This window comes from Chryseobacterium sp. 2VB (assembly GCF_005503635.1).
Lineage (GTDB): Bacteria > Bacteroidota > Bacteroidia > Flavobacteriales > Weeksellaceae > Chryseobacterium > Chryseobacterium cupriresistens.
In genome coordinates, this window is record NZ_SCNC01000011.1 from 45,554 (window position 1) to 70,467 (window position 24,914).

Below are 24,914 nucleotides of genomic sequence, written 5' to 3' on the forward strand. Positions count from 1 at the left end.
GTTGATGAAGGGTTGTGAATTGTGAATGATCAATCCGCTTCGCTTGTAAATTTTCGGGTTATGGTTGCGAGGTTTGGAGTTCGGGTTTCCAGTTGCGAGGTTATGAGTAATTATATATTATACAGATCAGTTTTCTAATGGAAGGTTGCGCATTCACGATTCACTTTTCAAAGCAAAAATTGACTATTGACAATCTGAGATTCAGTAGTGAATGGTCTGTGTGTTTATTAATTTTTTGTATAGTGGAAATAAATTTTAATGCTGAATTTGTAAAGATTTTCTGATTATTTATATTTTTTATTTGTTGACGATAGCCTTTCTCTAAGACGGATAAACCTGTGTTTTTTGCTTAATGAAAAATATTTGCTGACAAAATATACACTGTTTATTACTATACTTTATTTTCTTTGCAGCAAGTTTATTTAATTTGTGTTAATTCACCTACCTGTGTAAAATTAACAGGGGCTTATGATCTACTATACTGAGCTTTATCTATTGACTTCAACCTCTAAAAAGTTCTACCTTTGCAAAAAATAAAAATATGAGTGACACAGTAATTTGTCCAAAATGCAGCTCTGAGTTTACCTACCCGAGCGATAATATGATGGTATGTTCCCAGTGTTTCTACGAGTGGGATCCGGCAGAAGCCGCAAATGAAGCCGCAAATGAAGGGAAAATCCTGGATTCCAACGGAAATGAACTTCAGGATGGTGATTCTGTAGTGGTAATCAAAGATTTACCTGTAAAGGGAGCGCCAAAACCGGTAAAGGCAGGAACTAAAGTGAAAAATATTCGTTTAAGACCGGGAAGTGATCACAATATTGACTGTAAAATTGATGGTTTCGGAGCAATGGCTCTTAAGTCAGAATTTGTAAAGAAAGCATAAGAAAACGTTTTTCTATTCCCTGAAAATAAAGAAAAGGAAAAAATTGGACAGTGTAATCTTTCAACAGACTTAATTGCAAGATTGCTAATGTCCGTCTGGAAGGCAGAAAGAGAATTAACCAAAAATTTCCTTATACTTTAGAGGTACAAATGTAAGAAAAAGTTTTAAAACAGCTTCTTACGTTTGTGCTTTTTTTATTGATAAGTATAAGTGAATGTATAAGTTATGTGTAATTTGGTTTTTCACCTACATAAACGAAATACAGATCGTTTCTGATATTTTCTCATCCGTATACACAACAAGCTCCTTTCCTTTTGCTCTTAATTTATTCCAATAATAATTTCCTGCAAATCTGCTTTCAAGTACTTCAGCTTCCAGACCAGTTTCTGTGATCCTGATTTCTTTGGGATAATAAGAGAATTTGGTAAGCTGGAAATCTTCTGCTTCTGCTTCACTGAAAATATTCACTTCCCCGAATAGCTTAGCAACATAAGAATTGTAAGGATGTCTGTAGGTTTCCTCCGGACTGTCATTCTGAATCAATCTTCCGTCCTGCAGAATGACAATCTGGTCCAGCCATGGCATAATATCCTGAAGCTCATGCGTGGAAATTATTAAAGAAACTCCATGCAGTTTTACATATCTGAAAAGTCTTTCCCTCAGTTCAATTTTTCTAGGAAAATCCAGATTACTGAAGGGTTCATCTAAAATAAGAAGTTTGGGAAGTACAGATAATGCTCTTGCAATAGCCACTCTCTGCTGTTGTCCGCCACTTAAGAATTTAGGTAGTACGTTGGCAAATTCCTGAAGTCCCACCACCTCCAGAAGCTCCGTTACGGTTTCTTTTTTCTGTTTTAAATTGATATTAGAAATAAATTTTCCTACGTTTTCGGCAACCGTAGCGTAAGGCATAAGATCAAAATTCTGGGCTACGAATTTCATTTCAGGTTCTCCGGGAACAAGATTTCCTTTCGGTCCCAAAAGCTTTGTTCCGTTAAAAATTATTTCTCCTTTTTCCCAATCCAAAAGACCATAGATAAGGTTGAGAAGAGTAGATTTTCCACATCCGCTTTCACCGGCCAGCGCTATAATCCTGTTTTCTTCAAACCTTAGATTAAGGTTCTGAAACAGGGGATTTTCTTTGTTATGAGAGAAAAATAAATTGTTTATTTCTAATAGCATATTACAAATGTAAGGTTTTTATGAAAACATAATTTTTTTTATTATATTAGCGGAACTAATAAAAATAAATCAAAAATGAGAAAAAAACTGTTTTCGTTAGCTATTCCTGCATTATTTATTGCTGCTGTAATGGTTTCTTGTAAAAAAGACAAACCACTTACGAGTGAAAGTAATGAGGTGACAACTACCAAAGAAGGTAGCCAGTTCACTTTGGATACGCTAAACAGTAAGGTTGAATGGAAGGGATATAAAGTATTTAAATCTGAGAATACAAGCCATTTTGGAACCATCAGGTTTGAAAGCGGAGATGTGACGGTGAAAGACGGAAAACTGGAAAGCGGAAAATTCGTTGCTGATATGAACTCTTTAACTTCTGTGGACCTGAAAGACAGCCCGGAAGATTTAGGGAAATTAAATGGCCACCTGAAAAGCGGAGATTTCTTTGAAGTTGAAAAATTCCCAACAGCTTCTTATGAGATTACAAAGGTTACTCCGGCTACAGAAGGGGATTATAATACTCTTCTTGATGGTAATTTAACCATTAAAGGAATTACAAAACCTGTTCAGTTTAAAGCTAATGTTTCTGTGAAAGATGGAGAAGTAAGTGTAGCTACTGAGCCGAAAGATATCAAGAGGGAAGAGTTTGGAGTAAAGTTCCAGGCTCCTGCTGAAAACGGTGTAATCAAAGACGAGGTAACTCTTCAGATCAGCGTTAAAGCTTTAGAAAAGAAATAATTTTTTTATTTAAGTGAAATAAGTGATTGAAGTCTGCCTCCCGAAAAAGAGGCAGATTTTTTTTTGACGGACTTATTATTCAACTTAAAATCGTATTTTTGCAAAACATTTTGAAAGGGTAAAATAATGATAGAAAAGATAGAAGAACTACTGGTCGAAGTAAACGGCTTCAATGCTACCTCTAAGGAAGAGATCGAAAACTTCCGAATCAAGTACAACGGTAAAAAAGGGGTTCTGAATGATTTTTTTGAAAAATTTAAAGAAGTTCCTAACGACCAAAAGAAAGAATTCGGACAGAAAATCAATACTTTGAAGCAGGCAGTGGCTGTAAAACTGGAGGATTTGAAAAATGCTTCCGCATCTTCTGTTGTGATTGAAAAGGAAGATCTTACAAGACCTGCTTTTCCATTGGAATTGGGTTCAAGACATCCGATCAATCTGGTAAAAAACAGAATTATTGAAATCTTCAAATCTATCGGTTTTGCAGTGGCAGACGGACCAGAGATTGAAGATGACTGGCATAACTTTACCGCGCTTAACCTTCCGGAATATCACCCGGCAAGAGATATGCAGGATACATTCTTCATTGAGCAGAATCCTGATATTCTTTTGAGAACGCATACTTCTTCCGTACAAACGCGTTATATGGAAGAAAACCAGCCGCCTATCAGAATTTTATCTCCGGGAAGAGTATTCAGAAACGAAGCAATCTCTTCACGTTCTCACTGTATTTTCCATCAGATTGAAGGACTGTATATTGACGAAAATGTAAGCTTTGCAGACCTGAAGCAAACAATCCAGTTCTTTACTACTGAGCTTTTCGGAAAATCTAAAATCAGAATGAGACCTTCTTTCTTTCCTTTCACAGAGCCAAGTGCTGAAATTGATGTGTATTGGGGATTAAACTCAGAAACAGATTACAGGATTACAAAAGGTACAGGATGGCTGGAAATTATGGGATGCGGAATGGTAGACCCTGCCGTACTGAAAAATGTGAATATCGATGCTGAGAAATATTCAGGATATGCATTCGGAATGGGTATTGAAAGAATCACGATGCTTCTTTACCAGATGAGTGACATCAGAATGTTCTTCGAAAATGATATCAGAACACTTGAACAATTCAAAACGCTATAAAAAATCAAACCTCCGGAGCTCCGGAGGTTTTTTGTTTTTAATTACTGACCTAAGAAACAAAACGTAATTAAAAACTGATCTTATTGAAGAATTTACACGTGTCTGTTTCTTATGCCCATACTTCGGATCTGTTGAATTGAAGTATTGACATGCTGCGGCTCTTTAGCCTGCCTCTATTATAAAGACAATCTGTGTTAAGAATATATTACATAAGAAATGAAAAAAAGCCTGTAAAATTTACAGGCTATATCTTTAAAAATAAGGATTGTTATTTAGTGAACTTTAAAGGGTACTTCACATTTTTGTAATCATCAATGCTGGCTTTCAGTGATCCTACTGCAAGTTCAGCCTTCAACAGCATAGGAATGTGGTTGGAATCATTGGAAACCCACATGGTTACGCCTTCTTTTTCCTTAAACACTCTTCCGCTTTTTACAGAAGGAATAATTTTTAAACAGTTAATAGTTCCAAATTTGGTTTTTAAATTTTCTGTTCCTGTTACTTTCAGCTGGAAAGGAAACATTTCATCATCAATCCACACATTCATATTGATAACCGTTCCTACTTTCAATTCATCGGGACTTTTACTTCTTAAATAATAAAAGCAGGAAAGCATATCCTGAACCCCTTTTACTGATTTCAGAACTTTAGAACCATTGGCCGGTGTCTTTTTATCTGTTAAAATTAAAGTGTTGTTATCGTGATTAAAAACGGTTTCAAAATGCTGGCGGTAACTTCCTTCACGTACATTTCTTACATAAAAGCTTGGTAATCCCGTCTGTGTATTGATGAAACTTTCATATAAATCTTCTACTTTGAAGAATGCTTTTACGGCACCTGTAGTTTGTCCTGTTCCTTTCACATAGAGATGTGGTACTCCTTTGTAGGTGGTTTGCTTGGTAGTAAGATTGGCAGTTCCCGCATTAAGGAAACCATAGTGAATTCTAAGAGTAATAGATTCGCCATCTGCGATATTATCAATCTGGGCCGAGCCTAAAAAGAATATAAATACAGCAAAAAGGTTCAAAAGTTTATTCATAACAAGACTTTTACAAAAATATTGCCAAATTTAAAATCTTAAAAGATAGATATTTGACAAATCTCAGGTTTTTATTTAGAATCAATTAAATATGCTTCGCATTAAAATTAGTAAATTTGCAGTTACATGTATAATTAAATTATCTTAAAGATTATGATAACCACTGATATATTGATCATAGGTGCGGGACCTACAGGACTTTTTGCAGTTTTTGAAGCTGGTTTATTAAAAATGAAGTGTCATATTATTGATGCACTTCCACAGCCGGGAGGGCAATTGGCTGAACTTTATCCTAAAAAACCTATTTTCGATATCCCTGGTTATCCTTCTGTGAATGCCGGAGAATTGGTGGATAATCTGATGGAGCAGATCAAGCAGTTCCAGCCTGGATTTACTTTAGGGGAGACCGCTGTTTCTTATACAAAAATAGACGATGAATGGTTTGAGGTAATTACCAACAAGGGAACCGTTCACAGATGTAAAGCGATTGCCATTGCAGGAGGTTTAGGGACTTTTGAGCCAAGAAAACCTACTTTTGAAAATATTGCTGATTATGAAGAAAAAGGTCTTGAATATTTCGTTAAAGAACCTGAACACTTCAGAAATAAAAAAGTGGTGATTGCTGGTGGAGGTGACTCTGCGTTAGACTGGAGCATCTTCCTTTCCAATGTTGCCAGTGAAGTAACTTTGATCCACAGAAGAAACGAGTTCCGAGGAGCTTTGGATTCTGTAGAGAAAGTTCAGGATCTGAAAAACCAGGGGAAAATCAAATTAATCACGCCTGCTGAAGTTACCGGTATTAAAGGTGACGGAAAAGTAGAAGCCATCACGGTAGAAGTGGAAGGACAGGAAGCTTACGATATTGAAACTGATTATTTCATTCCTTTATTCGGATTGACACCAAAATTGGGTGAGATCGGAAACTGGGGATTAAATATCGAAAAAAATGCAATCGTTGTAAACAATGCTCTTGATTATCAAACTAACATTGATGGTATCTACGCTATCGGGGATATCAACACCTATCCAGGTAAATTAAAGTTGATCCTTTGTGGTTTCCACGAGGCTACTTTAATGTGTCAGAGTGTTTACAACAGATTAAATCCTGGTAAAAAATTCGTATTAAAATATACAACGGTAAGTGGTGTAGACGGATTCGACGGAAGCCGTAAAGAAGCAGAGAAGGCAGTTGTGAAAAAAATTGACTAATTTTGCAGAATTATGTCAGACGTTAATATTAAAATCACCGACAGAGAAGGGGTAACCCACGATGTCGTAGCGCCTACGGATATGTCCATGAATTTAATGGAAATTATCCGTTCCTATGAATTGGCAGAAGAAGGTACTATTGGGGTATGCGGAGGAATGGCGATGTGTGCTTCATGCCAGGTATATGTAATCAATGATCCGGGTCTGGAACCAATGGGAGATGAAGAAGATGCCATGCTGGCTGAAGCTTTCCACGTGAAAGACAACAGCAGATTAGGATGTCAGTTACATATTGCCGATGCCATGGAAGGGCTCGAAGTGGAAATTGCTCCTTATCCTTAGAAAATATTTTTTAATCTTAATAAGAAACCCGTCCGGATTTTCCGGACGGGTTTTGTTTTTTATAAAACTTTATCATTTAAATCTCTTCCTTAGAAATCCATTTTCCAACCGTAGGAGCCTGGTAATTTCTCATTTTTTCCAACAGATCTTCAATGGTATTGCTAATCAGCAGCATATCTCTGTTTATCTGCTTTAAAAATCCTTTATCTACCATCGTCTGAACCAGATTGATCAGATCATCATAAAATCCGTCAATATTCAAAATTCCGATCGGTTTTTTATGCAGACCCAGCTGTGCCCAGGTGATCATCTCGAAAAACTCTTCCAGCGTTCCATAACCACCGGGAAGAACGATAACTCCATCACAAAGTTCATTCATTTTGGTTTTTCTTTCGTGCATGGTTTCCACGATGATAAGCTCTGTCAGGTTTTTGTGAGCAATTTCTTTGGATTGTAAAAAGTGGGGAAGGACTCCAATGACCTTGCCTCCTCTGGCTAATGCTCCGTCTGCTATCGTTCCCATCAAACCTACATCAGCACCGCCATAAATAAGCTGTATCCCTTGTTGAGCTAAAGTTTGTCCCAATAAAAATGCCTGTTCTTTGTAAATGTCGTGCGAGCCAAAACTTGAGCCGCAGAATACGGTGATACTTTTCATTGTATATGATTTGTTTTTTTATTCTATTGCTGGGGTGCTTCGACAAGCTCAGCATGACATCTCTAATACTAACTGCTTTTTTTAGAGATAAATTTTTAGCCGCGTCATGCTGAGCCTGTCGAAGCATTTTTATAATTAATTAAATATATTCATTAAAACTAAAAATATCCAAAATCATAAGACTTTGGATATTAATATCGTTATTTTAATGTTCTATTTCTGAGGGATATTCGCTAAAATATCTTTCAGGAAACTCCAGAATTTCTGAGTGGAAGGAATATTCGCTCTTTCATCAGGAGAGTGAGCGCCTCTGATGGTTGGTCCAAAGCTTACCATTTCCATTTCAGGATAGTTGGCACCGATGATTCCACATTCAAGTCCAGCATGACAAGCTACTACATGAGGTTTTTCAGTGAACTTTTCAATATAAAGTTTCTCCATCAGCTGTACAATCTCTGAACCAGGTTTTGGCTTCCATCCCGGATATGAACCGCTGAATTCAACATTCATTCCAGCAAGCTCTGCTACCGATTTCAATTGCTCTGCCACTGAATATTTCGAAGAATCTACAGAAGACCTTGTAAGGTTTAAAATCTTAAGTTCTCCGCCTTTCAGTTCTACTCTTGCTACGTTGTTAGACGCTTCTACAAGATCAGCCACATCAGGGCTCATTCTGTATACTCCGTTGTGAAGAGCCTTTAAAGTAAGGATCACTTTTTTAGAATCTGCTTCTGAAATAGCTTTGTCGGAAGACGTAGAGTTTTCAATATTGATCTGGATTCCCGGTTCTACAGCAGCAAATTCTTCTAAGATCTCTTTTTTAAGAACCGTTACATTTTCAATAAATTCCTGAGCATTTCTCACTGAAATTACAGCAACTCCTTCTCTTGGGATAGCATTTCTCAACCCTCCGCTGTCGATAGAGATCAGTTCAATATTCTGGTTTTCCAATCCTGTATACAGAAGTCTTCCCAAAATGATATTGGCATTTCCGAAACCTTTATGGATATCCATTCCGGAGTGCCCTCCCTGTAGCCCTTTTACTTCAAGTCTTACAATTTGTCCTTTTGAAGCTTCTGCAGCATAGGTTTGAGTGATTGTCACATCTACACCTCCTGCACAGCCGATATCAATTTCATCATCCTCTTCCGTATCAAGATTCAATAGAATTTGTCCTGTCAATTGTCCTGGTTTTAATCCTAAAGCACCTGTCATTCCGGTTTCTTCATCAATCGTGAAAAGAGCCTCCAATGCAGGGTGTGGAATATCTGAACTTTCAAGGATAGACATGATGGTAGCTACTCCCAAACCGTTATCAGCTCCTAAAGTTGTTCCTTTAGCCTTTACCCAGTCACCATCAATTTCCATTTTGATTCCTTCCGTTTCAAAATCAAAATTAACATCATTGTTTTTCTGGCAAACCATATCAAGGTGCGATTGAAGCACAATAGATTTACGGTTTTCCATTCCTGCCGTGGCAGGTTTTTTAATAATAACGTTTCCTACTTCATCTACCGTAGTTTCCAGTCCTAAATTTTCACCAAATCCTTTGATAAAAGCTATTACTTTTTCCTCCTTTTTTGAAGGTCTTGGAACAGCATTTAATCTGGAGAAATTTTTCCATATAATCTGCGGTTCTATATTAGATAATTCCATTGAAATTTATTTTTCTCAAATTTACGAAATAAAAAATGCTTCCGTGAGATACAGAAGCATTTTTGTGGGATTTCGCTTTATTAACATCCGCATTCTCCATAGATCGGAGTGGTAAATGTAGTTCCGTCCGGTTTCTCTATAGTCAGAGTTCCTTCAAACAGTAAAGCCTCTTCGCCCTTTATTTTTTTACCTTTTACAGAAATTTTGTAATCATCATTTTCTATTTCCTTGGTCAGCAATTCATCTACTTCCATGTCACTTGATGAAATGAGATTCATCGCCAGTCTTTTACCGTCAAGCATCATGTATGCTGTTTTTCCGGCATCATCCGCATAGATATATCTTTCATTTTCAAAATCAGATTTGCTGGCTGCAAAATAGCATGAACATTCTTTGATTTCTTTTGGAAACGGAATGGTTCCCACCAGAATATTTCCTGAAGAAGGTCCGATAGAAGCAGTATCTCTAGTGATATGTAAAGAATCATCAGGAGCAGAACCTGACACAGTTTCTTTTTCCTTTTTACAAGCTACTAATAGAAATGCGGAAAATACAATGATTACATATTTCATGTCTTTGTGGTTTTATTATTTGTTTATCCTCTTGCTCTTTCAAGAAGTGTCATCATCAACAAAGAAAGGATTACCAGGCTTTCTTCCTCATCATCAATATCAATCAGTCTGTCCAGCTGAAATCTTCTTCCGAAGAATGAAGGCATTTTTTTAAGCTTAAAATAAGCCTTTCCATCAATTCCTGTTACGGTGTAAGATGGATTAAGGAAATACCCTGTAAACATCCCGATGATAGGAAGTTCTCCTACAAAGCTGTCCCAGAATCTTACCCATGCACTGTCTTCCTGAATTTTAAACTTAGGCTGATCATGTGCGTCCAGGATATCATAACTTGCTTTCCAGATAGAACGCATTCCTTTTCTTGCCAGCCTGCCGAAGTTTTTGTTGTCGATGAGGTCGTTCAAAGAATAAGAAGCGTTGAAATCAATCCATTGGTTAGCTTTAATTCTGAAAAGTTCCTTAGACTTGCTTTCATCATTAAAGACGATAACATCTTCTTTTAACTTGAACATTTTCTGACGAACATATGCCACATAATTTCCGTTTTTGTCAGTAATGTTGAAGTCACTTGCTAAAGTAGTGATTTTGAATTTGAAATCCAGAGGATAATTAAGATTGTTAAGTACCATGTCAGTTTATTTTTTTCATATTTAATTTAAGGCGCAAATATAAAGGTTTTTTTAGTGTTCTCAGGTACACGGGAAATATAAAATATCATAATGGGACATTAATTTCATGGTCAATTGTCAATTTTTGCTGCGCATAGTCAATAGTCAATAATCACTTTATACAAATTCACAAACGAAGTGAATTGACCATTCACGATTCACTATCAATTATCAACTTTAATCCTTATTTTTGTACTTATGGATTACCCTAGTAAAGTATTGGCAAAGGCAGTAGATGAAATTTCCGGGCTGCCTGGAATTGGCAGGAAAACGGCTCTGAGATTAGCATTACATTTGCTAAAGCAGCCCAATTCCCGAGCTGTAAGCCTTGGCAACTCCCTGATTAATCTTGTTAATGAAATAAAGTACTGCAAAGAATGTCATAATTTTTCGGATTTTGACATCTGTGAAATATGCAGCAATGAAAAGAGAAATGGCGAACTGATTTGTATCGTTGAAGATGTACGGGATGTGATTGCCATAGAAAATACAGGAAAATACACCGGGAAATATCTGATTCTTGGCGGGAAAATTTCTCCCATGGAAGGAGTAGGGCCAGGCCAGCTGAATATTCCAAGCATAGAAAAAAAACTGAATGACGGACAGGTAAAGGAATTTATTTTTGCTCTGAGTGCTACGATGGAAGGAGATACAACGGCTTATTATATTTACAAGAAATTTAAAAGTTTCAATGTGAATTTTTCCAGCATTGCAAGAGGAATTTCTGTAGGGGATGAACTGGAATATGCAGATGAAATTTCTTTGGGGAGATCTATTATCAACAGACTGCCTTACAACGAAAAGGATTAATATGAAGTTGTCCGTTATTATTGTTAATTATAATGTTACCCAATTGCTCAGAAGCTGCCTACTGTCGCTCCGGAAGTATGTACAGGATATAGATTATGAGGTGATTGTCATTGATAATGCTTCTGCGGATAGCTCATGGCGAGATCTTATTTCTGAATTTCCCAACGTACATTTTATATCTTCTGCAACAAATGGTGGTTTTGCAAAAGCAAATAACCAGGCTGTCCGGAAGGCAAAAGGAGAATATATTTTGCTTTTGAATCCTGATACGGAATTTGAAGGGTTTTACATGAAAGAACTGCTGGATTTTGCAGATGCACAGCCTTCATTCGGATGTCTGGGGGTGAGAATGCATGATGCCGGAGGAAATTTTCTTCCTGAAAGCAAGCGATCGGTTCCGGATATGTTCAATTCATTTGAAAAGCTGTTTACCAATTTTAAAAAGAACAACTCGAAATCCTATTACAGAAACGATGTAGAAGAAAATGCTATTGCTGAAGTGGAAGTAATCACCGGAGCATTTTTATTGGCTAAAAAAGATGTTTACGAGGCAATAGGAGGATTGGATGAAGCTTATTTTATGTATGGAGAAGATATTGATCTTTGTTATACCTTTTTAAGAAACGGATATCAAAACTTCTATTATGGAAAAGTTTCAATTCTTCATCACAAAGGGGAAAGTACCATTAAAGATGAAGTATACCTCAACAGATTTTACGGAGCCATGCAGATCTTTATTGATAAATATTATAAAGAATCGAATCCTGTACAGTATTCATTTTTAAAGGCAGGATTAAAGCTTCGGCATCAGATTGAAAAGATCAGGTTAAAATAAAAAGCAACTCAATTTGAGTTGCTTTTGTTGTATGTAAGATGATATTCTTCTTATTTTGCCGGTGCAGGAGTCTGTGCCGGAGTGGTTGTAGAAGAAGCAGGAGCTGACTGTTTTGCCGGAGCTTCTTTCTTAGCAGGCTGTTGTGTAGGAAGTGCCTGAGAAGGCTTACCTGTAATAACAACGCTTAAAAGGATAAGAACGATGATAGTTCCGCCCAGAGTCCATGTTGCTTTTTCCATGAAATCATTGGTTCTCTGTACCCCGAACTGTGCAGATGATGCACCTCCGAATGTACTGGAAAGGCCTCCTCCTTTTGGATTTTGTGCCATAACAATAATTACCAATAAGACACTGGCAATCATAATAAGAACCATCAATAGTGTAAATATAGTATCCATTAATTCTGATATCTTTTTGAATGGGCAAATTTAATCTTTTTTTACTGAATTACAAAAAAAGATACCGCCAAATGTTGATAAAAATAAAAACGGCAACATTTGTTGCCGTTCTTTCTATAAAAATAGGATGTTATTATTTAAAATCAGCATCTGTAGCCTTATTGATCTCATAAGACTTTACAGTCATGGTCATATCCATTCCCATCTGGCTTACAGAGATCGTGAAAGGCATTTTTACGCCTTCTACATCTTTATAATTAGAGTAGGTTGTCGGAATGGTCATTTCCTGACCTTTAGCTTTTATTTTTTTAGTCTCTCCGGTTTTTAATCCCGTTGCCACACTGTAGTAATACGTAGTATTTCCACCTTTAATAGCATAAGAATCTTCCCCGCCGATTTTCTCGATTCCTCCTAATTTATAGTCGGGAGATTTTGCAAACCTCAATTCTTCGAAAATCTCAGGATTTTTTTGTTTTTCAGCAATTTCCTCCGGTGTGATGTCAACCTTTTGTCCCATTTGCATAGAATAGCCGGTTTTCCCGTCGAATACCTGCTTCTGAACAACCTGTCCCATTGCCGTTACCGTGGTAAGTTCTTTTCCGCCTTGTGCTTTAACGATTTTAAAATCAATATTTTGTCCTTGCATAGACATTGAGGCGTTGGTTGTATAAGACGTGATTTTCGCCAGATTAGCTTTTCCTCCGATAGCATTGATGTATTTGTCAACAACAGATGCAACGGTTACATTGGCATCCACTTTTTGTACAGTTGGTTTTGCAACGGGGTTGGCTTCTTTATCGAAATATTTTACAGGATAACCCAGTTTTTCCAATCCTTCAGAAATATCAGATGCCTTACCAGCAATGAAAATTCTGCTCTGGTTGGGTAGGATGGTAGCTTTTACGGCATTGGAAACATCTGCTGCAGTTACCTTATCAATAGATTTTAAGTAATTGGTATAAAAATCAGCAGGTAAATCCTGAACCTTCAGGTTTAAAGCAAATCTTGCGATATTGGCAGGTTGTTCCAGGGCAAGAATGAATGCTCCTTTTAATTTAGCTTTAGCGTTCGCTAATTCTTCTGGTTTTATGGTAGAGATCGCATTAAGTTCATTCATGAATTCCTTAACGGCTTTGTCTGTAACCTCATTTCTTACACTTGCACTCGCAGAGAATTGTGGAGAATACTTGCTGGCCACCATTTCTGAGTAAGCCCCATAGGTAAATCCGTTTTTCTCACGAAGGTTCATGAAAAGTCTGGCTTCACCGCCACCACCAAGGATGTAATTGGCGATTGTAGCAGGGAAGTAGTTGGCATCTTTCATTTTCAGGGTGTTCAGGTTGTTTAAAGAAACAACAGACTGTACTGCAGAAGGAACATCTACTACGTTAATCTCTGTTTTAGCAACATTAGAAGCAGGTTCTAATGGTGTAATAGGAGTGTTTGCTTTTTTCCAGCCACTGAAAGCTTTTTCGATCAAAGGTTTTACCTGGTCAAACTTTACGTCTCCTACAATTACTAAATAAGCATTATCCGGAGCGTAGTATTTTTTATAAACATTTTGTACGTCAGCAAGCTGGATTTTGCTGATAGATTCAACCGTTTCAAACTCACTTCTTGACGTATTCTTCCCATACATCAAAGCGTTGGATACTCTTTCAGCAATAGAAGAAGCATTTTTTTCATCAGCTTTTAATCCTTCAATCGTTCTCTCCTTAGAGTTTTGAATTTCTTCAGCAGAAAATTTAGGATTAATAATGGCATCAGCCATTAAACCTAAAACTTCAGGGAAATATTTTGAAAGTGAATTGGCAGAAGCACCTCCCGAAGAGAAATTAAGATTGGCACCAAGATAATCCACTTTTTTATTGAAGTCATCTTTGCTGATATTGGTAGTTCCGTTTTCGAACTGCTCAGCCATAATTCCGCTTACTCCGGTTACTGCTCCTTCGTTGTATGGAGGTCTGTCCATAGAAAGGCTGGCACTTACTCTTGGTAATTTGTTGTTTTCAACCACCATTACCGTAAGACCGTTGCTTAGCTGGAAAGTTTTTGGCTTCGCAATGTTAATCGCAGGAGTAGGTCCTGGTTTTGGCATTGCATTAAGATCTATTTTTTGTGCTGAAACCATTCCTGTAAAGAAAAATGCTGCAGCTATATATGTTAATTGCTTTTTCATTTGTAAAAATTTAATTTTTAATAATCATAAGGTAACCTGAAAGTTGAACATGATTACTTTTTCTCAGGTACGTAATTGATGATTATTCTTTGGTTGGAATTAAGATACTTTTTAGCAGCATTTTGAAGATCCTGTCTTGTGATAGATCTGTAAATGTCGATTTCTTTGTTGATCAGATTCGTATCACCCATCAATACGTGGTTGGTTGCCAATGAAGCGGCAATTCCCTGGATGCTTGAATTGGCATTTACAAACTGGTTTTCGTATTGGTTTTGAAGTTTTTGATAATCTTCTTCAGAAATTAAAGTAGTCTGAAGCTTTTTGATTTCAGCATCAATGTCAGTCTGTAACGCCTGTTTTGTAGTTTGTCCCATTGGAATTGCGAAGAAGGCAAAAATACTGTAATCTTCAAGTCCCTGGTTGAAAGCAGCCACCTGAAGTGCTTTTTTGTCCTGGTCTACTAATTTTTTATATAAAACCGAAGATTTACCGCTGCTTAAATAAGAAGAAAGCATATCTAAAACATAAGCATCTTTCTCTTTGTTAGCCGGAGTTCTGTATGCGAACACATAAGCCGGAAGCTGGATGTTGGGATCTGTAGCAGTTACTTCTTTTTCCTGAGTGATAGGCGTTTCTTTCGGGAAATCTTTTGGATAAAGTGTTCCTTTTGGAATTCCTCCGTAATATGTTTCAATCCATTTCTTGGTTTGCTCAGGTTTGATATCTCCAGCAACTACTAAAGTAGCGTTATTAGGAACATAATACTTTTTGTAAAATGCCTGGAATTCTTCCAGTTTGGCCGCATTAAGGTCTTCCATTGAACCTATAGTGGGCCATTTGTAAGGATGATTTGTAAATAAATTATTTAAAATTGCTGTAAAGAGATTTCCATATGGCCTGTTATCCATATTTAATCTTTTTTCTTCTTTCACTACCTCTCTCTGAGTATCTACACCAATCTGGTTGATTACTGCATGGCGCATCCTTTCTGCTTCCATCCAAAGTCCAAGCTGTTCATTATTGGAGGGGAAGGTTTCGTAATAATACGTTCTGTCGTTGGTCGTATTGGCATTATTTACACCTCCATTTGCAGCGACGATCTTCATCCATGTACCTCTCTTGATATTTGGTGTTCCTTCGAATAAAAGATGTTCAAAGAAGTGAGCAAAACCTGTTCTGCCTTGTACTTCGTCTTTTGCTCCTACATGGTACATTACACTTGTTGTTACAACCGGTGCAGAATTATCCTGATGAAGGATTACATGAAGACCATTAGGAAGATCATACTCTTCGAATTTGATTTGCTGTGCATTCATGATTAGCCCGAAGAAAGCTACGGCAGCAGCAGAAAGAAGTCGCTTTTTCATAAAATTTAGAAATTGTTTATCAATTAGTGCCAAATATGCTCTATTTGTTACAATTTCTAATGAAAATAGAAGATGGGCAGTTAATAAAAAGAAATCCGTACCTCATTAAAGATACGGATTTTATTATTTAGCATTCTTCTACATACATTGTCATTTGAGCGGGACCTCGGCCTAATATGGATGTGTTGACTCCACATCCCATGCCAGCTCCTCCACTCATTGGAGCACAACTATCGCAATGATGCATTGAAATTACTTTTCCGGATGAACATGTCATACCACAAACAAGGCTGCCTTCACCGCCCGATAACTTTCTAAGCTCCGTTCTGGAAAGCTTTTTTAAATTTTTCATGATTAAAAGTTTTGTTAAAATTAAGTTATAAATATACATATTAATTCTATTGATAGAGATAAATTTTGTTTTTTTTTCAAAATATTAAATTTAATTCTTTCTATATCGAAAATATTCAGTTCTAAATTCTGTATAAATTATTTTGATGCAGATGCAATACTATGAAAGTTTGAATTCTCCTCCGAATACCTTAATTTTGTGTTCCCAAAAATTTTTTTGCTGTATGGACTATTTGAAAGGACTCAACGAATCACAATATGAAGCCGTTACCTCTTTACAGGGACCTCTGATGGTGCTTGCCGGAGCAGGTTCCGGTAAAACGCGTGTATTGACCATGCGTATTGCCCATTTGATACACAACGGAATAGACCCTTTCAATATTCTGGCTCTTACCTTTACCAATAAAGCAGCACGTGAGATGAAAGAACGTATCGCCAAAGTAGTAGGGGACAGCAATGCAAGAAGCCTTTGGATGGGAACCTTTCACTCGGTTTTTGCAAGAATTTTAAGAATTGAAGCCCATTATCTTGGGTATCCTTCCAATTTTACTATTTATGATCAGCAGGATGCCCTGAATGTGATTAAAAAAGTGCTGAAGGATATGAATATTGATGCTGATCTTTATAAACCTAAAAAAGTTCAGGCAAGAATTTCAACATACAAAAATAATCTGATTACAGTAAAAGCTTATTTCAACAATCCGGAACTGATGGAAGCGGATGAAAAAGCGAATATGAAATTCATCGGGCAGATTTATCAGAAATACGTAGATCAGTGTTTCAGAAACGGATCTATGGATTTTGATGATCTTTTATTGAAAACCAATGAACTATTGACCCGTTTTCCGGAAGTACTGGCAAAATATCAGGACAGATTCAGATACATCATGGTGGATGAGTATCAGGATACTAACCACTCCCAGTATCTTATTGTAAAAGCTTTGGCTTCGAAATTTGAAAATATCTGTGTGGTAGGAGATGATGCACAGTCTATTTACTCTTTCCGTGGAGCGAATATCTACAATATCTTAAACTTTAAAAAAGATTATCCCGATGCTATAACGGTATCTCTGGAGCAGAATTACCGTTCTACACAGAATATTGTAAACGCTGCTAATGTTGTTATCGCTAAAAACCTGCAGCAATTTAAGAAAAATGTGTTCAGTGATAATGAAGAAGGGGATAAAATTAAAATATACCGTTCCCTTTCCGATGCTGATGAAGCCAATTTCGTGGCAGGAAATATCTGGGAACTTCGTAACCGTGACCAGAGAAAATACAGCGATTTTGCTATTTTATACAGAACCAACTCTCAGACACGTGCTTTTGAAGATGCCCTGAGACGTAAAAATATTCCGTACAAAGTGTATGGAGGACTTTCTTTTTATCAAAGAAAAGAAGTAAAAGACCTTATTGGATACCTTCGTCTGCTGATCAATGAAAATGATTCTGAAGCATTGATGAGGATTATCAATTATCCTGCAAGAGGAATTGGAGAAACGACACAGAATAAACTGATCGTTTTTGCTGATGCCCACAACATTGCTGTTTCAAAAGTATTGGAGAATCTTCCGATGTATGCACCGCAATTAGGTTTGAACAATGGAGTTTTAAACAAACTGAATGACTTCTGGTCCATGATCAAAGCTTTTCAGGTATTGCTGAAAACAGAAACGGCTTACAGTGTTGCTATGGAAGTGGCAAAGCGAAGCGGTTTAATCAAGTTTTTAAAAGATGATCAGACTCCTGAAGGAATTTCCAGAGTAGAAAACGTACAGGAATTGATGAACTCTATGCAGGGGTTCATTGAAGAACAGATGCAGCTTGAAGATGGAGATCCGAGTCTTTCCAATTTCCTTGAAAATATTGCCCTTTCTGCAGATACTCAGGATAAAGAACTGGAAGATGATATGGTTTCTCTGATGACGATTCACCTTTCAAAAGGACTGGAATTCCCGGTGGTTCACCTGGTAGGACTTGAAGAAAACCTTTTCCCAAGCTTTATGAGCTCGGCAACCAGAGAAGACCTTGAAGAGGAGAGGAGATTATTTTATGTGGCATTGACAAGAGCAGAAAAGCAAGCTTTCTTCTCCTATGCGGTTTCCCGTTTTCAGTGGGGGAAAATTACAGATGCTGAACCTTCAAGATTCTTAAGCGAAATTGATGATGAATATATTGAATTCCTTAATCCTGCGCTGGAAAAAAGGTTTATCAATAATTCAGGCGTGAAATCCAATATTTTTGATGAGCATCCATCTGAAATGAGATCTTTCAAAAAGGTTGAGAAAAAGACCATCGACAGGGGAGATACTTCGAAACCTGCTCCTGAAGTCAGAAAGCTGAAACCGGTAAGTACGGCTAAGATTATCAACCCAAGCGGAGCTTCTTCTCAGGATATTGAAGTGGGTGATAAAGTGAGACACGATCGTTTCGGAATTGGAGAAGTGACTTTCCTGGACGGAACAGATCCACAGAATATCAAAGCAAAAGTAGTTTTCATGCACGAAGGAGAAAAAAATCTGATCCTGAAATATGCTAAACTGACTAAGATTTAATTTCAAAATAAAATAAAGAAAACGGATTCAATTTTTGGATCCGTTTTTATTTTTAAACACAAAGTTCGCAATGTGATTATCTGGATCTGCTATTTTTTGTTCGCAAGGGCGTTTCACTTAGCAGAGATGATTTTTATTGCTGAACGGAAGTGCCCTTGCTATCGTAAAGATAATCACTAAGTAAGAATTTCTTTGCGTGCATAGCGTTTTTCAATATTTATTTTACTGTTAACCTTCTATAAAACAATGTTTTTTTATTGAAATGTTCTTAAATTATCATAACTTTAAATAAGGGATAGAAAGAAACGATAACTATTTTTTACAAAAACAAAGTCTATCTGTTTTGTAGACTAATAAATAAATTTTACATTTGCACCCTGTAAAAACATAAATGTTATCAAAATTCTAAACTATGAAAAATAAGAAAACTATTCTTTCGGCCTCTGTTTTATTTTTCCTAGGTGTATTTACTTACGGACAGGAAAAAGACAGCATAAAAGCAAATAAAGACACCATAAAAACCAATAATGTTGAAGAAGTAGTCGTACTGGGTTCAAGAGCCGGGGCGAGATCCAAAACAGATAGTCCGGTTCCTGTAGATGTATTTAATGTTAAAGAATCTTCAGTTATACTCCCACAAACTAATATCGGGCAGATTCTGAATGCGGTTGCTCCTTCATTTACTTCTACCATTCAGACCAATTCAGATGGAACAGATCATCTGGATCCTGCACAGCTGAGAGGCTTGGGACCTGATCAGGTTTTGGTTTTGGTTAACGGAAAAAGAAGGCATACTTCAGCATTGGTGAACGTCAACGGAACACCTGGAAGAGGAACTGTTGGTACAGATTTGAACGCCATTCCTTCTTTTGCTTTGAACAGGATTGAAGTATTAAGAGACGGAGCTGCCGCACAATATGGATCTGATGCCATTGCCGGTGTTATCAACCTTGACCTGAAAAGAGATACAGGGAAGCTGGCAGGGCAGATCAGCTATGGCGGAAACCTTACGCCAACGGCTAATGATCATACCGGAGATTTTGATGGTCAGAATATTCAGCTGGATTTGAACTATGGAAATAAAATCGGAACCAAAGGAGGGTTCTTTAATATTACCTGGTCTTCACAATTCAGAAATCCAACGTATAGAGCAGGAACAGAAAGTGGTCCTATTTACAATGCTTACAATGCTATTGAACAGCGTGCATTGAATGACGGAGTCAATCTTTCTTCTCTTTTTACCAATATAAATAATACTCCCAATTCACAGCAGCTTGTGAATTACATTCATCAATATGCACAGAATGTAAGCTATTTCTCTCAGGATCTGCAAAATTTAATCCAGGGAGCGAATACCATTTCTGCACTACAAAATGTTTTAAAATCTGCAAATTTCACCAGAGATCAGCTTAATTATTTTACTGATCAGGAACTGGCCTACAGAGGGCAGACAAGAAAGGACTTTAATATGCAGGTAGGACAATCGAAGCTTAACAATCACCAGCTTTTTGTGAATGCAGAAATCCCTGTAAGTGACAACTGGAAAGTATATACTTTTGGTGGCTATAGCATAAGACACGGAACTTCCGGAGGTTTTTACAGAAGACCAAGTGAAAGCAGAACGTTTACAGGATTATATCCTAATGGTTATCTTCCACAGATCGGAACAGATATTCAGGATATCTCATTGGCAGCGGGAATTAAAGGAAACTGGGATGGCTGGAATATTGATTTCAGTAATACGTACGGGCAGAATTCATTTACCTATAATATCCAGAATACAGGAAATACCTCTTTGCGTTTTGCTTCACCAAGGGAGTTTAATGCAGGTGGTTTAAGATTTTCTCAAAATACTATTAATTTAGATTTTTCTAAGAAATATGATGTATGGGAAGGAATCAATGTAGCCTTTGGAGGTGAGCACCGTTATGAGAATTTTAAAATTACCCAGGGAGAAGAAGCTTCTTATGCGACCTATGATGTTTCTGGAAATGTTTGGAACGGAAATTCTGTAAGACCTACAGATTTTTTCGGAGCATTGCTTCCGGGAGGATCGCAGGTATTCAACGGGTTTAAACCTGGAAATGCAGTGGATAAAAACAGACAGTCGGTAGCTGCTTATGCGGATGTGGAATTTAACTTTACCAATTGGTTATTGGTAGATGCTGCAGCGAGATATGAAAACTATTCAGATTTTGGATCTACATTCAATTATAAACTGGCTTCAAGAATCAAAGTAGCTCCTGATTTCAATGTAAGATTTGCGGGATCTACAGGATTCAGAGCACCATCTATCCACCAGATCTATTATAATGTAACCTCTACGTTGTTCACCAATAATCAACTGTTGGAAGTAGGAACTTTCAGTAATGATTCTCAGCTGGCAGGATTGCTGGGTATGCCAAAACTGAAGCAGGAAACTTCCAAATCAGCAAGTGTAGGATTTACTTACAGAATTCCTTCGGCCGGGCTTAGCTTTACCGCGGACGGATATTTTACGAGAATTGATAACCGTATCATTCTTACTGATCAGTTTTTAAGAAAAGATGTACCTTCAGATGCACAAAAAGAATATGATAAATTAAATGTGAATGGTGCCCAGTTCTTCACAAATGCTATTGATACAGAAACAAAAGGTTTAGATGTGGTAATTTCACATAATGCAAGGTTTTCAGGATTTAAACTGGACAATAACTTTGCGATTAATCTGAACCAAACCAAACAGGTAGGAGAAATTCATTCGGCAGGGCTGCTGCAGTCTCCTTCGCTTGAAAAGATTTATTTTTCTGAAAAATCAAGAGTATATCTTGAAGAGGCTGTGCCTAGAGTAAAAGCGAGTCTTTCTCACACCCTTTCATGGAAGAATGCAAGTTTATATCTCAGAAATACCTATTTCGGAAAAGTAACAGGTGCTGATATTATTGATGTGAACGGAGACGGAATCATTGATTTTAACGAACATCAGCAGATCGGAGATAAAATCATTACGGATTTATCTGCTGCTTATCAGTTTACCAAAAATGTAGGACTGACTTTAGGAGTAAACAATTTGTTTGATATCTATCCAACGAAAAACCTTCCCGCTTCTACTAATAATGATCAGTTTATCTATTCCCGTTCCACTTCTCAGTTTGGACAGAATGGTAGATATGTCTTCGCAAGACTTAATTTTAATTTTTAAATAAATCAAAAGATAGTGCTTATAAAAAAACAGTTCCGAATTTCTGAACTGTTTTTTCTTTATTTAATGACTGCCTTTATCTTTCCACAAGTTCTTTCACTGGTTCACCATAATGGTCAATTTCAGTTGTTTTGATTTGAAGAAGCTGATACCACTTTCTGAAAGCTCCTGCAAATACAACAAGCATCAGAACCATAGCTGTCACCGCTAAAGCGGCCAGTAAATACTGTCCTTTAGGAATGTAAATGGCGGTCACCTGAATATACCCTGCCCAGAAGGTAATTCCAGCCATGAATACACCCGGAATGGCCGAGCATAAAGCATATTTTCCCCTGTTCATTCTGATCAGCATCGTTGTACATACAATAAGCCCGCAGGCTGCCAGCAATTGGTTACTGATTCCGAATAACGGCCAGATACTGTTTACATTTCCTGTATATACCAGATATCCCCAGGCAAAAGTGAAAAGGAGACTGCTGATAATGATTCCCGGAATCCAGTTTTTATCATTAAACTTTGGAACTACAGACCCCAGCATTTCCTGTAAGAAGAAGCGTCCGACTCTGGTTCCGGCATCAATAGCTGTAAGAATAAATACCGCTTCAAACATAATCGCGAAATTATACCAGTAAGCTGTCAGCTGATCCATATAAGGGATTTTGTTGAAGATATGAGCCATTCCCACCGCCAGAGATACAGCGCCTCCAGTTCTTCCGTAAAGATCAATGCCTATTTTCTGCGAATAATAATCAATGTCTACACCGTGCAGGGAAGGATGTGCTGCAAGAAAAGAATCATAAGCTTCTTTGGGCGTGTTGATGGCAAAATAATCACCCGGCATCAGCGTACATGCTGCAATAAGTGCCATTAATGCGACAAATCCTTCTACCAGCATGGCTCCGTAACCAACAAAAAGAATTTCTCTTTCTTTATTAAGCATTTTTGGAGTGGTTCCCGTCGCAATCACCGCGTGGAACCCGGAAATCGCTCCGCAGGCAATTACAATGAAAATAAAAGGAAGCACCGGACCACCAATAATAGGGCCGCCACCATTCACAAATGCTGTGATAGCCGGCATCTGTATCGTTGGATGGATAACGATTACCCCTATAGCCAGCATGATAATCGTTCCTATTTTTAAATAAGTCGATAGATAATCCCTGGGAACCAAAAGAAGCCATACGGGTAATACCGAAGCAATAAATCCATACAGAGGAATCGCTATAGAGATGGTTTTAATATCCCATGAAAATAAATTATTCATTGTAGGATTCTGCATAAGGCTGTGCCCTCCGATAATTCCTGCAACCAAAAGAATACCTCCCAAAATACTTGCAAACAGGACACTATTCTTTTTATAACGCATAATCAGCCCCATAATGATAGCAATAGGCATGGTAATCACAACGGTGAAAAGAGACCATGAAGCTTCGTGCATCGCGTTGATACAAGCCAAAGATAAACCTGCCAGCGTAAGAATCAAAATGAAGAGGATTGCAAAACCCGCCACCGTACCCGTTGCTTTCCCGATTTCTTTGGAAGCAATCGTGGCTAGACTTTGCCCTTTATGTCTCACGGAAGCAAAGAGCACAATCATATCATGAACCCCACCTCCCAGTACGCATCCTATCAATATCCATAAAGCTCCCGGCAGATATCCGAACTGCGCAGCAAGAACAGGTCCTACCAAAGGACCAGCAGCAGCAATAGCTGCAAAATGATGTCCAAAAAGTACATTTTTATTAGTAGCAACATAATCTTTACCATCTGCAAATTCTACTGCAGGTGTTGTATTCCCGTCATTAAGCCGGAGAACTTTATTGGCAATGAAAATACCGTAAAAACGGTAAGCTATCGCAAAAAGAAGAACAGATACAAAGATGAGCGTAAGCGCATTAATATTGTTTAAAGATTCCATATTGCTTATTTTTGTTGATAAAAAATTAAACTATTGGTGTTTTTGTTGTTAATAATTTAAACAATAGCCAAGGTAATTAATTCTCAATGAAAAAGTAACAATATGTATATCAATCTAGCAAATTTGTATTTGTTCTTTATATTATTAATTTGATTTATAGGATTTTATGTTGTACTCTGATAGATGGATATATCTTATTTCTTTTGTGATAGAATGAATTCCACCATCTGATCCGTAAGTTGATCCAGATAAGCTTTATCAGTAGTGCCAAAGCCATGCACTCCGCCATCAACGACGATCAGGGAGTTCTGTATTTTGGCTCTGTTTAATTTTCTGTGGAGCTTTTTAGACTGGCTTAAAGGGACAATTTTATCATTATTCCCCTGGACAATTAAAGTTGGAACTCCTCCGGAAACAAAATAGACAGGGGAAATCGTTTTAAGATAGTCAATAGCGCTGTCCTGATCTTTTCTGATATTATATCCGGAAATTCCTTTGACAAGATTTTCCTGTAAACCGACAATTTTTTTAGACATTAATCCGATCATTCCAACCGGAATTGTTCCTAATCTTGTATGGAAAAGTTTGTTGAGGTCTGAAGGGCCATAATGATCAATCACATAATTCACTTTAGCCGAATAAGAGGAAAGTTCAGGATTACCCAGATAAGTATTGTCTGGTGTATAGGCTGCCATCAGAGAAAGATGAGCTCCGGCAGAAGCCCCGAATAACCCTATATTATTGGGGTCGAAATGATATTTCTCTGCATTTTTTCTTACCCACCTTGTGGCATCTTTGGTGTCTTCCAAAGGCAAAGGAAAATGAATGCTGTCACTTAAAAGCGTATAATTGATACTGATCACCGCATACTGTTTGTCTATCAGTTTTTTTACAGTTGTTTCAAGATAATTATCTGAATTTACCACTTTGTCACCTTCTACCCATCCGCCTCCATGAACGTAGATCAATACCGGAAGTTTTTCAGTGTTGGCATTCTTGGGAGTATAGAGATCAAGAGCGAGAGGTTTGCCCTTTCTGTTTGTTTTGTACACGATATCTTCGGAAACTGTTGCAATTTCAGGGAGTAATGTACTTTTTACAGCAGCAGCTTTGTTTGGTCTTAATGGTAATTCTTGTGAAAAAAATAAATTTGTAAAGCTTAAAAATAAAATAAAAAACAGGTTTGTGAAAAACCTGTATGTTGATATGTTGTTGATGTGTAATTTCATAATAAAT

General features: G+C 37.3%; 21 protein-coding genes. 9 read left to right on the plus strand and 12 right to left on the minus strand.

Going from position 1 to position 24,914, the window contains the following annotated elements:
• Positions 1–541 precede the first annotated feature (541 nt).
• Positions 542–886: a zinc ribbon domain-containing protein YjdM gene (locus FFS26_RS12095; protein WP_137905135.1), complete on the plus strand. Its 345-nt coding sequence runs from the start codon at positions 542–544 to the stop codon at positions 884–886.
• Between the two features lie 246 nt (positions 887–1,132).
• Here the strand turns inward: FFS26_RS12095 and FFS26_RS12100 are convergent, their stop codons facing one another.
• Positions 1,133–2,068, minus strand: a complete 936-nt coding sequence (locus FFS26_RS12100) for a sulfate/molybdate ABC transporter ATP-binding protein (RefSeq protein ID WP_137905136.1) — start codon at positions 2,066–2,068, stop codon at positions 1,133–1,135.
• A 75-nt stretch (positions 2,069–2,143) separates the two neighbouring features.
• Here FFS26_RS12100 and FFS26_RS12105 point away from each other — a divergent pair, with 75 nt between their 5' ends.
• Together FFS26_RS12105 and pheS are read left to right on the plus strand one after the other, a co-directional pair.
• Positions 2,144–2,803, plus strand: coding sequence for a YceI family protein (locus FFS26_RS12105; RefSeq protein ID WP_034697022.1), 660 nt, complete (start codon positions 2,144–2,146; stop codon positions 2,801–2,803).
• A gap of 126 nt (positions 2,804–2,929) precedes the next feature.
• Positions 2,930–3,940: a phenylalanine--tRNA ligase subunit alpha gene (gene pheS, locus FFS26_RS12110; RefSeq protein WP_110010876.1), complete on the plus strand. Its 1,011-nt coding sequence runs from the start codon at positions 2,930–2,932 to the stop codon at positions 3,938–3,940.
• 268 nt (positions 3,941–4,208) lie between these two features.
• Here pheS and FFS26_RS12115 read toward each other — a convergent pair whose 3' ends face one another.
• Positions 4,209–4,979 carry a DUF3108 domain-containing protein gene (locus FFS26_RS12115; RefSeq protein ID WP_110010877.1) on the minus strand — a complete coding sequence of 257 codons (771 nt, stop codon included), beginning with the start codon at positions 4,977–4,979 and terminating at the stop codon, positions 4,209–4,211.
• 153 nt (positions 4,980–5,132) lie between these two features.
• Here FFS26_RS12115 and FFS26_RS12120 point away from each other — a divergent pair, with 153 nt between their 5' ends.
• Positions 5,133–6,188, plus strand: a complete 1,056-nt coding sequence (locus FFS26_RS12120; RefSeq protein ID WP_062675398.1) for an NAD(P)/FAD-dependent oxidoreductase — start codon at positions 5,133–5,135, stop codon at positions 6,186–6,188.
• 12 nt (positions 6,189–6,200) lie between these two features.
• Positions 6,201–6,530 (plus strand): 2Fe-2S iron-sulfur cluster-binding protein, encoded by a 330-nt coding sequence (locus FFS26_RS12125; protein ID WP_034697026.1) that lies wholly within the window; start codon positions 6,201–6,203, stop codon positions 6,528–6,530.
• A gap of 76 nt (positions 6,531–6,606) precedes the next feature.
• Here the strand turns inward: FFS26_RS12125 and FFS26_RS12130 are convergent, their stop codons facing one another.
• From FFS26_RS12130 to FFS26_RS12145, 4 genes are all read right to left on the minus strand, one after another.
• Positions 6,607–7,188, minus strand: coding sequence for a TIGR00730 family Rossman fold protein (locus FFS26_RS12130; RefSeq protein ID WP_137905137.1), 582 nt, complete (start codon positions 7,186–7,188; stop codon positions 6,607–6,609).
• A 213-nt stretch (positions 7,189–7,401) separates the two neighbouring features.
• Positions 7,402–8,844, minus strand: coding sequence for an aminoacyl-histidine dipeptidase (locus FFS26_RS12135; protein WP_123278861.1), 1,443 nt, complete (start codon positions 8,842–8,844; stop codon positions 7,402–7,404).
• Between the two features lie 80 nt (positions 8,845–8,924).
• Positions 8,925–9,416 (minus strand): hypothetical protein, encoded by a 492-nt coding sequence (locus FFS26_RS12140; RefSeq protein WP_137905138.1) that lies wholly within the window; start codon positions 9,414–9,416, stop codon positions 8,925–8,927.
• A 23-nt stretch (positions 9,417–9,439) separates the two neighbouring features.
• The gene (locus FFS26_RS12145) at positions 9,440–10,045 is read right to left on the minus strand and encodes a hypothetical protein (protein WP_110010883.1); all 606 of its coding nucleotides are present in this window, start codon (positions 10,043–10,045) and stop codon (positions 9,440–9,442) included.
• A 237-nt stretch (positions 10,046–10,282) separates the two neighbouring features.
• Between FFS26_RS12145 and recR the strand changes: the two genes are divergently transcribed.
• Complete coding sequence (gene recR, locus FFS26_RS12150; protein ID WP_110010884.1) at positions 10,283–10,894, plus strand: recombination mediator RecR; 612 nt, start codon at positions 10,283–10,285, stop codon at positions 10,892–10,894.
• On the plus strand, positions 10,890–11,729 hold the full coding sequence (locus tag FFS26_RS12155; RefSeq protein ID WP_137905172.1) for a glycosyltransferase family 2 protein: 840 nt from the start codon (positions 10,890–10,892) through the stop codon (positions 11,727–11,729). The genes recR and FFS26_RS12155 overlap by 5 nt, the downstream gene beginning before the upstream one ends.
• A 50-nt stretch (positions 11,730–11,779) precedes the next feature.
• Here the strand turns inward: FFS26_RS12155 and secG are convergent, their stop codons facing one another.
• The 4 genes from secG to FFS26_RS22980 form a co-directional block, all read right to left on the minus strand.
• Positions 11,780–12,127, minus strand: a complete 348-nt coding sequence (gene secG / locus FFS26_RS12160) for a preprotein translocase subunit SecG (RefSeq protein ID WP_110010885.1) — start codon at positions 12,125–12,127, stop codon at positions 11,780–11,782.
• Positions 12,128–12,260: 133 nt separating this feature from the next.
• The gene (locus tag FFS26_RS12165) at positions 12,261–14,306 is read right to left on the minus strand and encodes a M16 family metallopeptidase (RefSeq protein WP_137905139.1); all 2,046 of its coding nucleotides are present in this window, start codon (positions 14,304–14,306) and stop codon (positions 12,261–12,263) included.
• A 53-nt stretch (positions 14,307–14,359) separates the two neighbouring features.
• Positions 14,360–15,673, minus strand: a complete 1,314-nt coding sequence (locus tag FFS26_RS12170) for a M16 family metallopeptidase (protein WP_114820783.1) — start codon at positions 15,671–15,673, stop codon at positions 14,360–14,362.
• A 127-nt stretch (positions 15,674–15,800) separates the two neighbouring features.
• Entirely contained in the window at positions 15,801–16,064 is a 264-nt protein-coding gene (locus FFS26_RS22980; protein ID WP_410493527.1) for a bacteriocin-like protein, read from the minus strand.
• A 184-nt stretch (positions 16,065–16,248) separates the two neighbouring features.
• Here FFS26_RS22980 and FFS26_RS12175 point away from each other — a divergent pair, with 184 nt between their 5' ends.
• Entirely contained in the window at positions 16,249–18,579 is a 2,331-nt protein-coding gene (locus tag FFS26_RS12175; protein ID WP_110010888.1) for an ATP-dependent helicase, read from the plus strand.
• A 412-nt stretch (positions 18,580–18,991) separates the two neighbouring features.
• Positions 18,992–21,760 carry a TonB-dependent receptor plug domain-containing protein gene (locus tag FFS26_RS12180; RefSeq protein WP_137905140.1) on the plus strand — a complete coding sequence of 923 codons (2,769 nt, stop codon included), beginning with the start codon at positions 18,992–18,994 and terminating at the stop codon, positions 21,758–21,760.
• 76 nt (positions 21,761–21,836) lie between these two features.
• Here the strand turns inward: FFS26_RS12180 and FFS26_RS12185 are convergent, their stop codons facing one another.
• Both FFS26_RS12185 and FFS26_RS12190 read right to left on the minus strand, forming a co-directional pair.
• Complete coding sequence (locus FFS26_RS12185; protein ID WP_171006299.1) at positions 21,837–23,678, minus strand: carbon starvation protein A; 1,842 nt, start codon at positions 23,676–23,678, stop codon at positions 21,837–21,839.
• Between the two features lie 194 nt (positions 23,679–23,872).
• On the minus strand, positions 23,873–24,907 hold the full coding sequence (locus FFS26_RS12190) for an alpha/beta hydrolase (protein WP_110010890.1): 1,035 nt from the start codon (positions 24,905–24,907) through the stop codon (positions 23,873–23,875).
• Between the last annotated feature and the right edge of the window lie 7 nt (positions 24,908–24,914).